This is a genomic window from Bradyrhizobium oligotrophicum (genome assembly GCF_051168495.1).
GTDB classification, from domain to species: domain Bacteria; phylum Pseudomonadota; class Alphaproteobacteria; order Rhizobiales; family Xanthobacteraceae; genus Bradyrhizobium; species Bradyrhizobium oligotrophicum_A.
Genome location: NZ_JBNPVB010000029.1, coordinates 12,902 through 25,573, shown reverse-complemented (window position 1 = coordinate 25,573; position 12,672 = coordinate 12,902). Strand labels below are relative to the sequence as shown.

General features: G+C 65.4%; 12 protein-coding genes. 5 read left to right on the top strand and 7 right to left on the bottom strand.

Features of this window, described 5'->3' with window-relative positions; translation table 11 throughout:
- Positions 1-35 precede the first annotated feature (35 nt).
- The 5 genes from ACQR1B_RS33600 to bioB all read right to left on the bottom strand — a co-directional run bounded on the left by ACQR1B_RS33600 (position 36) and on the right by bioB (position 6,456).
- Positions 36-1,979 (bottom strand): alkyl/aryl-sulfatase, encoded by a 1,944-nt coding sequence (locus ACQR1B_RS33600; protein ID WP_434835296.1) that lies wholly within the window; start codon positions 1,977-1,979, stop codon positions 36-38.
- Positions 1,980-2,059: 80 nt separating this feature from the next.
- Entirely contained in the window at positions 2,060-3,325 is a 1,266-nt protein-coding gene (locus tag ACQR1B_RS33595) for an adenosylmethionine--8-amino-7-oxononanoate transaminase (RefSeq protein WP_434835297.1), read from the bottom strand.
- Complete coding sequence (bioD, locus tag ACQR1B_RS33590; protein ID WP_434835298.1) at positions 3,322-3,954, bottom strand: dethiobiotin synthase; 633 nt, start codon at positions 3,952-3,954, stop codon at positions 3,322-3,324. Before bioD ends, ACQR1B_RS33595 begins: the two co-directional genes overlap by 4 nt.
- Positions 3,936-5,099: an 8-amino-7-oxononanoate synthase gene (locus tag ACQR1B_RS33585; RefSeq protein WP_434835299.1), complete on the bottom strand. Its 1,164-nt coding sequence runs from the start codon at positions 5,097-5,099 to the stop codon at positions 3,936-3,938. Before ACQR1B_RS33585 ends, bioD begins: the two co-directional genes overlap by 19 nt.
- 304 nt (positions 5,100-5,403) lie before the next feature.
- Entirely contained in the window at positions 5,404-6,456 is a 1,053-nt protein-coding gene (gene bioB, locus ACQR1B_RS33580) for a biotin synthase BioB (protein WP_434835300.1), read from the bottom strand.
- A gap of 121 nt (positions 6,457-6,577) precedes the next feature.
- Between bioB and ACQR1B_RS33575 the strand changes: the two genes are divergently transcribed.
- The gene (locus tag ACQR1B_RS33575) at positions 6,578-7,213 is read left to right on the top strand and encodes a GntR family transcriptional regulator (protein ID WP_434835413.1); all 636 of its coding nucleotides are present in this window, start codon (positions 6,578-6,580) and stop codon (positions 7,211-7,213) included.
- A 71-nt stretch (positions 7,214-7,284) separates the two neighbouring features.
- A complete protein-coding gene (locus ACQR1B_RS33570; protein ID WP_434835301.1) occupies positions 7,285-8,211 on the top strand; it encodes a hypothetical protein in 927 nt (308 codons plus the stop codon).
- A gap of 133 nt (positions 8,212-8,344) precedes the next feature.
- Here the strand turns inward: ACQR1B_RS33570 and ACQR1B_RS33565 are convergent, their stop codons facing one another.
- Positions 8,345-8,788: a CBS domain-containing protein gene (locus tag ACQR1B_RS33565; protein WP_434835302.1), complete on the bottom strand. Its 444-nt coding sequence runs from the start codon at positions 8,786-8,788 to the stop codon at positions 8,345-8,347.
- A 67-nt stretch (positions 8,789-8,855) separates the two neighbouring features.
- On the opposite strand from ACQR1B_RS33565, the gene ACQR1B_RS33560 reads away from it, so the two are divergent.
- Positions 8,856-9,020, top strand: coding sequence for a hypothetical protein (locus tag ACQR1B_RS33560; protein ID WP_434835419.1), 165 nt, complete (start codon positions 8,856-8,858; stop codon positions 9,018-9,020).
- A 102-nt stretch (positions 9,021-9,122) separates the two neighbouring features.
- On the opposite strand, the gene ACQR1B_RS33555 is transcribed toward ACQR1B_RS33560, so the two are convergent.
- Positions 9,123-10,742 carry a winged helix-turn-helix domain-containing protein gene (locus tag ACQR1B_RS33555; RefSeq protein WP_434835303.1) on the bottom strand — a complete coding sequence of 540 codons (1,620 nt, stop codon included), beginning with the start codon at positions 10,740-10,742 and terminating at the stop codon, positions 9,123-9,125.
- 236 nt (positions 10,743-10,978) lie between these two features.
- On the opposite strand from ACQR1B_RS33555, the gene ACQR1B_RS33550 reads away from it, so the two are divergent.
- Both ACQR1B_RS33550 and ACQR1B_RS33545 read left to right on the top strand, forming a co-directional pair.
- Positions 10,979-11,725, top strand: a complete 747-nt coding sequence (locus ACQR1B_RS33550; RefSeq protein WP_434835304.1) for an SDR family NAD(P)-dependent oxidoreductase — start codon at positions 10,979-10,981, stop codon at positions 11,723-11,725.
- Positions 11,726-11,750: 25 nt separating this feature from the next.
- Positions 11,751-12,599, top strand: a complete 849-nt coding sequence (locus tag ACQR1B_RS33545; RefSeq protein WP_434835305.1) for an alpha/beta fold hydrolase — start codon at positions 11,751-11,753, stop codon at positions 12,597-12,599.
- Positions 12,600-12,672 lie beyond the last annotated feature (73 nt).

The window sequence follows — 12,672 nt, the reverse complement described above, 5'->3', positions numbered from 1 at the left end:
AGCAGGCCGGACAAGCATCCGGCCTGCTTCGTCCATCAGATGACCGCGGCGCGCTTCGGCTCGACGATCTCGAACATCCGCGGGAATTCGTCCATCAGCGACATTAGCTCGGCGAGCCGCATCGGGTTGCCGACGAAACTGATCTTTGCGGCGGCGACCGCTTCCGGAAACGTCGTCGCCTTGGCGATGACCTCGTCGAGCGTCGATCGTGCCAAGGTGAAGCCGGCATCCGCGGTCGACGCCTGCACGCCGACCGCATAGGTCAACGCGCAATTCTGCAAGGTGAGCACGAAGCGCTCGCCGGTGTCGGTAAATGTCCAGTTCAGCACGATGTGCCTGCCCTCCGCCTTGGGGCCGTTCAGGCGCACCCCGAGCACGTCCCACAATTGCTCCGTGCGCAGCGCCGCCAAGGTTTCGCGCGGCATCGCAGGGCGCGCCGGGATTTCGGGCATGCCGTGGCGCAGCTCCTGCGCGCCGAACAGATAGGCGTTGCGCCAGGTTGCGCTTTCGGCGGCGAAGCCGAGCTGCTCCAGCGTATCGGCGAGCAGCGCGCGCGCATCGAGATTGTCCGGCTCCGCGAACACGAGGTGACCCACGGCCTGCGCGACGAAGCGGAATTCGCCTTTCGCAAAGTCCGCGCGCGCCCGCGACAGCAGGGTCTGGGCACCGCCCATGTACTCGACATATTTCCGGCCGGCCTCGACCGGCGGCAAGGGATCGAGATTGACCGGGTTGGCGTCGTACCAGCCGAGATATTTCTGATAGATCGCCTTCACGTTGTGCCGGATGTGGCCGTAATAGCCGCGCGCATGCCATGCGCCGTCGAGGCTTTTCGGCAGCGTGATCTGCTCGGCGATCTCGCTCGCGGTCAGCCCGTGGTTCATCAGACGCAAGGTCTGGTCATGCGCGAATTTGTAGAGATCGCGCTGCTCGCGGATCATTGTGTCGACGCGACTCGCGCCCCACACTGGCCAATGATGCTGGCCGCACATCACCTCGGCCTTGCCGCCCCATAATTGCAGGGCTTCGCCGAGATATTTCGACCAGGCCAGCGCGTCGCGCACGTCGGCGCCGCGGAACGGCAGCAAATTGTGGAAGTTGTGCGTGCAGTTCTCGGCGAGGTTCAACAGCCGGTAGCGCGGCACGAAGAAATGCATCTCCGCCGGCGCCTCGCTGTTCGGCGCCATCTGGAATTCGAAGCTCACGCCGTCGATCGTCCTGGTGTCGCCGGTCGCCATGATCAGGTCGGTCGGCCGCAGCAGCGCCACGCCGCCGGCGGCCATGGTCTTGCCGAGGCCGCAATCGACATGGCCCTTGGGCCCCTTCGCGAGCAGCGGCCCGAACTGATACTGCGCCCGGCGCAGCATCGCAGGACCGGCGATGATGTTCTCGGAGACGGCATGCTCCATGAACAGGTTGGGCGCGATCAGCGGCACGCCGCCGCTGCTGAGGGCGTCCTCGTCGACCACCCCACGCGCCCCGCCCCAATGATCGGTATGGGTGTGCGTGAAGATGACGGCGGTGACCGGCCTGTTGCCGCGATGCTGATAATAGAGATCGAGCGCGGCCCGCGCGCCCTCGATCGAGGTCAGCGTATCCACGACGATGACGCCGGTGTCGCCCTCGATCAGGGTCATGTTGGCAATGTCGAGCCCGCGCACCTGGTAGACACCGGGCACGACCTCGAACAGGCCGTGATGCATGTTGAGCTTCGCCTGCCGCCACAGACTCGGATTGACGGTGGGCGGCGCCTCCTCGGCCTCGAGAAAGGCGTAGGGCTCCAGGCTCCAGACCGTGCGGCCCTGCGCCGTCGCCACCTTGGCCTGATCGATGCTGCCGAGAAAGCCGCGCGCCGCGTCGTCGAAATCGGTCATGTCGGCAAACGGCAAAGATCCGAGCAGGGCTTGCTGCGCCGCGATCATGGCCTCGCTGGCATCCTTCGGCTCCTTGGAGCTGTTACCGCTGACCGGCGCGTTCATGGCTGCTTCCTCCCGCATTAGCCGGAGCGATGCTAATGCGCGGGATCGTGGAGCGCAAATCGCCTGTCGGCGGCGCGTGCTCACAGCACCTGATCGACGGCCTCGTCGATCGCGGCATAGACCGCGTCGAGATCGTCCGGCGTCACGCAATACGGCGGCATGACGTAGATCGTATGGCCGAGCGGACGCAACAGCACGTCACTGTCGCGAAAGAAGGCGTGCAGCTTCGGCCCGACCTCGGCGAGGTAGCCGGGCTCATCCGCGTGGAGATCCAGCGCGGTGATGGTGCCGCAGCGCCTGATGTCGGAGAACCGCTCGTCGTAGCGAAAGCGCGCCAGGCAGCGCGCCTGCGATTCGGCGACCGCGGCGATCCGCGACCGCGTCTCCGGCCGACGCCACAGCTCGAGATTGGCGGCGGCCGCCGCGCAGGCGATCGGATTGGCCGTATAGGAGCTGGAATGAAAGAACGTCCGCGCGCGGTCGGTCGAACGATGCGCCTCGAAGATGGCGGCACTGCACAGCGTCACCGCGAGCGGCATCGCGCCGCCGGTGAGGCCCTTCGCACAGCAGGCGATGTCGGGCGCGATGTCCGCCTGCTCGCAGGCGAACAGCGTGCCGGTGCGGCCCCAGCCCGTCATCACCTCGTCGGCAATGAACAGCACGCCGGACGCCCGGCAAATCCGGTGCATCTCGCGCAGCACCGCAGGCGGATACATCAGCATGCCGCCGGCGCCGAGCACCAGCGGCTCGACGATGAAGGCGGCGGGCCGGTCGCGCTGGCAGATCGCGGCCAAGGCGTCGAGGCTGGCCTGCTCCCGGCCCGGCGCCGGAAACGGGACGACGGCGACGTCGAACAGCAGCGGCTTATAGGCGGCGTTGAACACGCCGCGCGCACCGACCGACATCGCGCCGATCGTGTCGCCGTGATAGGAATGCTGCATCACCACGATGCGCGTGCGCGGCGCGCCGATGTTGCGGAAATAGCCGAGCGCCATCTTCAGCGCGACCTCGACGCTGGTGGCGCCGCTGTCCGAGAAGAACACATGGGCGAGGCTCGGCGGCGCCAGCGCGAGCAACTCTTTGGCGACCTGCTCGGCCGGCTCATGGGTATGGCCGGCGAAGATGACCTGATCCAGCCGCTCCGCCTGCGCCTGGATGGCGCGCACGATGTGCGGATGACAATGGCCGTGCGTCACCACCCACCAGGAGGCGATGGCGTCGATGATGCGGCGGCCGTCGCGCGCATGGAGATAGGCGCCCTCGCCGCTGACGATCGGCGTCATCTCCGGCTGCAGCGCATGCTGCGTGAACGGGTGCCAGATCGGCGAGGCCGTGGTGCCTGTCATGGTTCGAAATCCGCACGCCTGAATTCGGTTGCGAAGGCCTGCTGCAGCGATGTCGCGGTGAGCGGCGCGAGCCAGGGCAGCCGGCCGAGGCGCTTCACCTCGCCGAGACGGCAGATCGTCGCCTCGCTGTCGGGATGGGCGTTGCCGATGAAGGCGATGCCGAGCACGTCGATGCCGCGGCTGCGCAGCGCCGCCAGCGACAGCAGCGAATGGTTGATGGTGCCGAGGCTGGTGCGCGCGCAGAGCACCACGGGAAAGCGCCAGCGCGCAAAGACGTCGAGATGGAGCGTGTCGTCGTCGAGCGGCACCATGACGCCGCCGGCGCCCTCGATCACGACGGGCCTGCCGCCGGTGTCGGGAGGATCCAGCCGGAGCGTATCGATCTGGATGCCTGCGAGGCGCGCGGCGCGATGCGGCGAGGCCGGCTCAGCCAGCCGATAGCGCTCGGGGATCACGCTGCTGTCGCTGAGTTCGGCGAGCCGTTGCACGCGCTGCGAATCGGTCTCCTCCTCCAGCCCGGCCTGGACCGGCTTCCAGTAGCAGGCGCCGAGCAGCGCCGTGAGGCCGGCCGCGAACACGGTCTTGCCAATGCCGGTATCGGTCCCCGTGACTACGATGCGCTGCGCCATCGCGGCTCCTCATCGAGCTCGGCGAGCGCATCGAGCAGCGCCGTGATCGCGGCCTCGTCGACATTCAGGGTCAGCGATAGCCGGAGCCGCGCCGTGCCGGCGGGCACCGTCGGCGGCCGGATGCCGCGGATGTCGAAACCGCGCTGCTGTAAGGCGCTCGCGAGGTGCATCGCGCGCGCATTGTCGCCGACGATGTAGGGAATGATCTGCGACGACGACCAATTCTTGCCGAACCGTGCGACGATCTCGCGATGCGCAAAGGCCACGAGTTGCGTGAGCCTTTGTTGCCGCTCCGGCTCGTCCTGCAGGATCGCGAGCGCTTCGCTGACCGCCACCGCCATCAGCGGCGACGGCGCCGTCGCAAAGATGAAGGGACGGCAGCGGTTGATCAGCACCTCGCGCAGCACGCGGCTCGCCGTGACCAGCGCGCCGGCCGCGCCCAGCGCCTTGCCGCAGGTATGGACGATGACGATGCTGTCGCGGCCTTCGTAAGCCGCGGCAAGGCCGCGGCCCTGCATGCCATACACGCCGGTCGCATGCGCCTCGTCGATCAGCAGGAAGGCATCATGGCGGTCGGCGACAGCGATCAATTCATCCAGCGGCGCGATGTCGCCGTCCATGCTGTAGAGGCTTTCGACGACGATCCAGGGCCGGCCGACACCGCCGTCCCTGCGCCACGCCAGGATCCGGTCCTCGGCCGCTTCAGGATCGTTGTGCGCGAACTGACATGTCTCGGCCCGGCCGGCGCGCGCGCCCTCATGGGTGCTGGCGTGCACGAGCGCATCGAGCACGAGCAGATCGTCGCGCTGGGGCAGCGTCGTCAGCACGGCGAAGTTGGCCATGTAGCCCGAGCCGAAGAACAGCGCGCTATCGGCGCCGAAGAAGCGCGCCGCCTCGGCCTCCAGCCGTTCGTGCTCCTCGCAATTGCCGCGCAGCAGCCGCGAGCCGCCGGCGCCGACCGGCGTGCCCGCCTCCATCGCCGCCGCGACCGCGCGCTTGATGCGCGGGGCCTGCGCCAGGCCCAGATAGTCGTTGGAGGAGAAATCGAGACCGGACCTCGGACTGAGACGCCGCAGCCGGTCATCGGCTGCGAGACTCTGTAAGCCGTTGGCGTAGCCTGCGAGACGATTGGCGGACGCTTGCATGGATCACTTCCGTTGTCGGTGAACGCATCAATGACGGTGGCGCGGTATCACGACAGCGCCAAGGGTCGCTGCGAAGCCGCCATGAGCACGCTGCTCACGGTCAATGTGCAGCGCAAGTCTCGGTGCCAAAACCTCATGGTGAGGAGCGTCGCGCCGAGCTGATCTTGATTGTGAGCGGTGGCCATGCGCGGCGCGTCTCGAACCATGAGGCCTCGCCCTTCGAGACGCCCGCCCTTCGGCGGGCTCCTCAGGGTGAGGAGCGCCGTAGACGCGTCTCACCATGAGGCCCCGGCGCACTTTCGTGTCATTCCACGAATGAGCCATGGCTCGGTTCGGTCGCAGCAGCCGGTGCCTCCGACCGCGCAACCAACGACGACGTCATGCCGAGCCGTGCCAGCAGATCGGCGTCGCGGTCGGCTTGCGGATTGGCTGTCGTCAGCAGCACGTCGCCGATGAAGATCGAATTGGCGCCGGCGAGCAGGCACAGGCTCTGCAATTCGTCGCTCATATATTGCCGGCCGGCAGACAGCCGCACGACGCTCCTGGGCATCATCATCCTGGCCACCGCGATCAGCCGCACCAGCGCGATTCCGTCGGGCCGCGCGGCCGTGGCGTTGACCGGCACGCCCTGGACCTCGTTCCACATGTTGACCGGCACGCTATCGGGATGCTCGGCGAGATTGGCCAGCAGCACCAACATGCCGAGCCGGTCGTCGACCTCCTCGCCCATGCCGATGATGCCGCCGCAGCACACCTTGATGCCGGCGTCGCGGACATGCGCGAGCGTGTCGATGCGATCCTGCAGAGTGCGGGTGGTGATGATGCGGTCGTAGAATTCCGGCGAGGTGTCGACATTGTGGTTGTAGAAATCGAGCCCGGCCTCCTTGAGCCGCTGCGCCTGCGGCGGCGTCAGCATGCCCAGGGTGACGCAGGTTTCCATCCCCAGATCCTTCACCGCGCTGACCATGTCGCAGACCTGGTCGAGGTCGCGGTCCTTGGGACTGCGCCAGGCTGCGGCCATGCAGAAGCGCTCGGCACCCGCTTCCTTCGCGCGCCGCGCCGTCGCGACCACCGCGTCGCGCTCCATCAGCTTGGTCGCCTTCAGCCCGCTGTCCCAATGCGCGCTCTGCGAGCAATAGCCGCAATCCTCCGGGCAGCCGCCGGTCTTGATGCTGAGCAGGCTCGCGGTCTCCAGCCGGGTCGGATCGAAATGCCGGCGGTGCACCGTCTGGGCAGCGAACATCAGCTCGGGGAATGGTAGCGCGTACAGCGCATCGGCCTGGTCCCGGGTCCAATCATGGCGGACGGTGCCGCCCTCCCCGACGAGGTCCAAAGACGCGCTTCTCACATCCACCATGCTCTTACTCCAAGCAAATTATAGATTATCATAGATATTATCTATGATAGTGCTGCATTCGAGCACCGTAGACAATCGCAGCTTGGGCTGCATCGGTTTTTTCGATAGATAATCTATGGATATGCAGGACGAAAATCTCACCACCGCCCAGCGGATCGCCGAGGCGATCACCGAACGCATCGTCAGCGGCGCGCTGCCGCCGGACGCCCCGCTGCGGCAGGACCACGTCGCGCGCGAGTTCGGCTCCAGCCACGTGCCGGTGCGTGAAGCCTTCCGGCAGCTCGAGGCGCTCTATCTCGTGGTCGCCGCGCCGCGGCGCGGCGTGCGGGTGGCGCCGCTCGATGCGAAGTCGACCAAGGAGATCGTCGAGATGCGGGTCGCGCTCGAAGTGATCGCGCTGCGCAACGCCGCGCCGCGCTACACGCCGACGCATCTCGCCGCGATCGAGCTGGCGCTGATCGAGGCCGACAATGCCGAGACGATCTCGGAGTTCGAGACCGCCAACCGCGCCTTTCACCGCGCGCTGGTCACGCCTTGCGCGATGCCGCGGCTGCTGGCGAGCCTCGACGGCCTGCGCCTCGCCAACTCACGCCTCGTGCTCGCGATGGCGCGCAACGCCGGCTGGCGCCCGCGCACCAACCAGGATCACCGCCTGATCCTGCAGGCGTTGCGCGAGCGGCAGATCGGCCACGCCTGCGATCTGCTGACGCGGCACAACCAGACCATCGAGCGGCTGGCGCGGCCGGGCGGCGCGTAGCTTTGCACAGAAACTCCGTCACGCTCGCCTCCAACGTCCCGATCAGATCGACACGGACATGGAGACCGCTATTGTCATTGTCCGTGAAGGCGAAGGCGACCTTCCAGTACGCGGTGACGTCTCCGGCTTCGGATCAAAATGCGAAGCACTCGTCCCCAACAAGTCTGGTCCGCCGACCTGAGGGAGCAGACCTCAACGCAAGGGCACGCCACCTCTCAATGCGGCCAGGAGCAGATGAAGCCTCGCTGGTAGCGGCGCATGGGACGGGCTATCATCGCCTCGTTATGACCCGGCCCGTTTGCAGCATCCGTTCTGGACTTGTGATCGTCGAAGGGATCATGGGGTCCGGCAAGTCGACGACTGTACGGCGACTTGCCGATAGATTGAATGGATCCGGCATCACCGCCCTCGGCATCACCGAGGGCGTCAATCCACATCCTATCCGCTTCGATTGGGACGAACCGTGGGCTGACATGCCGGCGATACAACTGGCGCAGTCAGCCGCCGTACATTGGCGAACCTACGTCAATTTGGCCACAATGTCAGAGCGCATCACGGTTGTCGATGGACAACTTTTCCATGGCAACCTGACGGCACTGTTTCTGCTTGATGCCGACACTGCCCTGATGCGTGGCTACGTTCATGAGGTGGTAACTGCCATCGAGCCACTACGTCCCTTGCTCATCTATTTCAATCAAGATGACGTTGAACGGGCGATCCGAACGGTTGCTGCCGAGCGCGGGGATGCATGGGTGACATATCAAGTCGACTGGAAACTATCATCGCCCTATGCCGTCAGGCACGGCCTGGTTGGCCTTGACGGGCTCATCGAGCTGTACCGGAATTATCGCAAGCTCACCGACCTGCTTTACGCAGAGCTGGATATCCCGAAGATCAGCATCGAGAACTCGAGAAGGGAATGGTCGAAATACGAGGCGACCATCGATACCATTCTGATGTACCCACCCGGAGTTGCCGAGGCTGCGAATCTGGATTGATCACCGGTTTCTTGATTCTCCGGAAAACGCGCTGGGAAGTCAGGTCCGCTGCGGGCCCACAACCGGGTTTAGACCGTAACGTCCGCCCAGGTCACAGCAGATGCAAGAGGGGCGATGGCACCAGCATAGCCTCTCACCCCCCTGGGCCGTCCTTCAGGATGTAGCCCATCAGGTCGTCGACATTGTGCTCCAGATCGCGGATGATGTTCTTGACGACATCGCCGATCGAGATCACGCCCACGACCTTGCCCGCATCAAGCACAGGCAGATGGCGAAAGCCGCGCTGGGACATCATGGCCATGCAGCCGTCCAGCGGATGGTCCAGCCTGACCGTCACCGGGTTGGCCGTCATCACCTGGGCCACAGGCGTCTGCTTCGCGTCGAGTCCGGGCAGCAGCACCTTGATGGCGCAGTCGCCCTGGGTCACGATGCCGACCAGCACGTCGTCGTCGATGACCAGCACCGACCGGACCCGGTTGTCGCGCATCTGGCGCAACGCTTCCACGACCATGTCGCGGGAACGAACATGGATAAGGGCCCCACTCTTCTGGGCCAGAGCGATTCTGACTGTGCTCATCGATCTCCCTCGCGCTCCCTGGTCTGTTTCGCCTTGATGGTCTGCATTGGAGGATAGTCGAAATCCGTTGCCTCGGCAGCACCGCTTCGATGCCGAACTGCGCGAACGGCAGATCGGCCATGCCTGCGAGCTGCTGACACGGCACAACCAGACGATCGAGCGCCTGGCGCGGCCGGCCACAGAGCCGTTCTACACGAATGGACCGCAGATGCTGCTGGCTGCCGCGACGTGACGTGACGTTGATTGACGGCCGGCTGCCCGGATAGCTGCCGACATGATGCGCCAAAGATTTTGCCGGCTTCAGGCCCACGAAGCGGAAGTGTCGCGCCCTGACTTAGGCGCTGAGCTTCAGCCCTGCGCGCAGCAGCGCCTCGCACATCTTCTCGCGATATGACGGCGCAAAGCACCACATTTTGTAGTAGGCGTCGGCCTCGCGGACCGTGAATCCGGGCCTCATCCTCAGCAGAGTTGCGACGTGCTCCTTTGCCTCCTGGACCCGGTCCAGGTAGGGCAACGTATAGGCCATGTGCAGATGGCTGATCCAGAGCTGCTCGACATAGGATTGGCGGAACGCCTTGAAGGCCGTCGCATGGTCGTCGTGGGCGAAGGCGCGCTTTGCGCTCGCCCACCACCACCAGCGCGGCGTACTGGGCGCCGTCAGCGCAATTCCCCGCTCGGCAAGCGCGACACCCTCGTCCCAGAACCCTGCATAGGCCATGAGGTTACCCAGCGGGCCGAGGTTCTGCGGATCGTTGGGATTGAGCTCGATCGCGCGCATCGTCTCGATGCGAAGCAGGTCCGGCTGGCGGGCCATCCAGGCGGCACGCGCGACCAACCCACGAACGAAAGCATCGTTCGGTGCGATTTCGACAGCGCGGTTTGCCGCTTCGACCGCCTTGTCCGCGAGGTCGAGGCGATCCTCGACGCTGCCGACTTCGCCAGTCGGCGATGGAAAGCCCCAGGTCCTCTGACTGTTGAACACCAGGACCAGCGCCGCCCAGGCTGCGGCGTTCCGCGGCTGCGCGCGCGTCAAGCGCTCGAGGCACTCGCGCGCCTTCGCGACCGGCTCCAGGACGGTCGCATCTGTCGGAATCCCGATCACACCCTGGACGATGCACTCGTAAGGCGTCAGCTCCGGGCCCGGCTTGTTCTGGATCCGTCTATATTCGGCAGCACCGATCGCGCCCCAATAGCTGCCGATCATGGCGCTCGCCTGGCCGGCGATCTCGTCTTGCATGGCGAGGAGATTGGAGGCGGTCACGCTGGCTCTGAACGTCTTGCTCCAGACCTGCGTGCCGGTCCGTGCATCGGACAGCAGGATCTCGATGCGGGCGAACTCGCCGTCTGGCCGCAGATTGCCTTCGACGAGGTAGTCCACGCCGAGCGAACGACCAAAGTCGTTCGCGCTCTCGAATCGATCCTTGTGGGATTTCGTCAGGCTCCGGGTGAGCACGCGCAATTCGCCGAAGCGGCCGAGCGCGGAAATGATTTGCCGGGTCAGGCCGTCGGCCAATGCATCGAGGCCATCGCCATCATGGTCCGTTTCGAACGGCCACACCGCGACGGTTGGACCGAGGGAACGATCTGGCGGGACCTGCAATGACGTGTGTTCGGGCAGCGACATCATATAGCCGCGCCGGGGAACGGTCCGAAGGAGCTCGCGCCCGGGGGAGCCAAGCGCACGACGGATTTCGGAGATGCACTGGGTGAGAGAGTCTTCGGTGACCGTCAGGCCAGGCCAATTGGCCGCTAGGAGTTCGTCCTTCGAGACGACCTGCCCCGGGTTCGTCGCCAGATGTCGTAGCACGTTGAACGATTGATGGCGCAGATCAATGCGCCCGCCGTGGGCATCGCGCAATTCGTGTCGGCGCAAATCGAGCGTCAACGCGGCAATCTGGATCTGCTCCAGGCCGTGCAGATCGCTGGGTCCGACATCTTTGAGACGGATGTTCACGACAGGCCCGGGGATCGCGGATGATCGCTCGTTCCACCTAATTTGCACCGGCGGCCTCCCGCTGGCAAGGCGATACCGCGACGCCGGCGATCACGATTTCAGAACTATTTCAGACCGCTTCAGCCGGATTTCAGGACGGCCCGCCGTCCGCTGCCTAGGAATCGGCCGTCCATGATCGCGAGAGCAGCGCTCGCTCATGCGGGCTGGGAGAACGCAAATCAATCAGGGAGCTCATGATGGTTGGATGGGTTGTTCTGGTCACGGGTGGCCAGGCGGGGATCGGACGCGCGACCGCCATCGCCTTTGCGAGGCAAGGCGCCATTGTGGTCGTCGCAGGGCGGCGTGAGGAGGCCGGCGTTGAGCTCGTCAAGGACCTTCGCGCGTTTGGCTCGAACGCTGAGTTCATCAAGGCGGATGTCCGCCGCGAAGATGACGTTCGCCTGATGATCGACAGGACGGTCGCGCGATTTGGGCGCCTCGACGTCGCCGTCAACAATGCAGGCACGGAAGGCACGCCGGGTCCGGTGGCGGAGCAGACGCCGGCAAGCTACGCGGCCGTATTCGACACCAACGTCCTCGGCGTGCTGCTCTGCATGAAGCACGAGCTGCGCGTGATGCAGGCGCAGGGCTTCGGCAACGTCGTCAACATCTCGTCGACCATGGGCAGTCGCGGCGCGGCCAACGCGTCGCTCTACGTCGCAAGCAAGCATGCCGTCGAGGGCCTGACCAAATCCGCCGCCTTGGAAGCCGCTGCGTTCGGCGTTCGCGTCAATGCCATCGCGCCGGGCCCGATCGAAACCGCAATGCTCGATCGTTTCGCCGGCTCCGGCGAGCGCAAGGCAGGGATGCTTGCGGGGATTCCGCTTCGGCGATCCGGCAAGCCCGAAGAGCTGGCCGACGCGATCCTGTTCGTCGCCTCCGACAAGGCCTCCTTCATCACCGGCCAGATCATCGGCGTCAACGGCGGCAGGACCGCCAGCTAATTTCAACCGGGACCAGGACCTTACCATGACGAACTACACCCATGACACCGTGTCGACTCAATTCGTCGAGGCCAACGGCATCCGCTTCGCCTATCGCCGCTTCGGCAAGCCGGGCAGCGTGCCGATCGTCATGAACATCCATTTCCGGGGTACCATGGACCATTGGGATCCGGCCGTGACCGACGGGTTGGCATTGCAGCGCGAAGTCATCCTGTTCGACAACGCAGGCATCGGCGCCAGCTCGGGCGTGACGCCTGCGAACATTCCGGGCATGGCGACCGACGCCATCACCTTCATGACGGCGCTCGGGGTCGGCAAGGCCGACCTCCTCGGGTATTCGATCGGCGGCAAGGTCGCCCAGGAGATCGCCGTGCAGGCGCCCGATCTGGTACGCAAGTTGGTCCTCGTGGGCACCGGGCCGCGCGGCGCCGACACCGCGGCAAGCAGATCCGCCGAGATCTTCTCTGCCACCTACGATCCGCCCGAACATCTCTGGATCGCCGCGCATTTCCTGCCCAATGCCGCTGGCCGCGAGGCTGGGCTGAAGTACCTCGAACGAAAGTTCCGCCGCAGGGATCGCAGCCCGGAAGTCAGCGAGGCGTCCGCCGCTGCGCAATACGCGGCGATCGTCAAGTCGAACGAGAAGAGCGATGGCGTGTGGGACTACCTGGCGACCATTCATCATCCGGTGCTCGTGGTCGACGGAAGTAACGACCGGATCATCCCCACGGTCAACGGATTCATCCTGCAACAGCATCTGCCAAACGCGCAGCTCATCATCTATCCGGACTCCAGCCACGGGCCGTTCTACCAGTATCCGGATCTCTTCCTGGCTCACACCAACCTGTTCCTCGATGGTGAGTGCCGCACTTGAAAATCCGGGAACTGGCGCCGCCGTCGCAAGCACACGACGCTCTTCATCGACGCCTGGGCCTCGGAACGTCCGA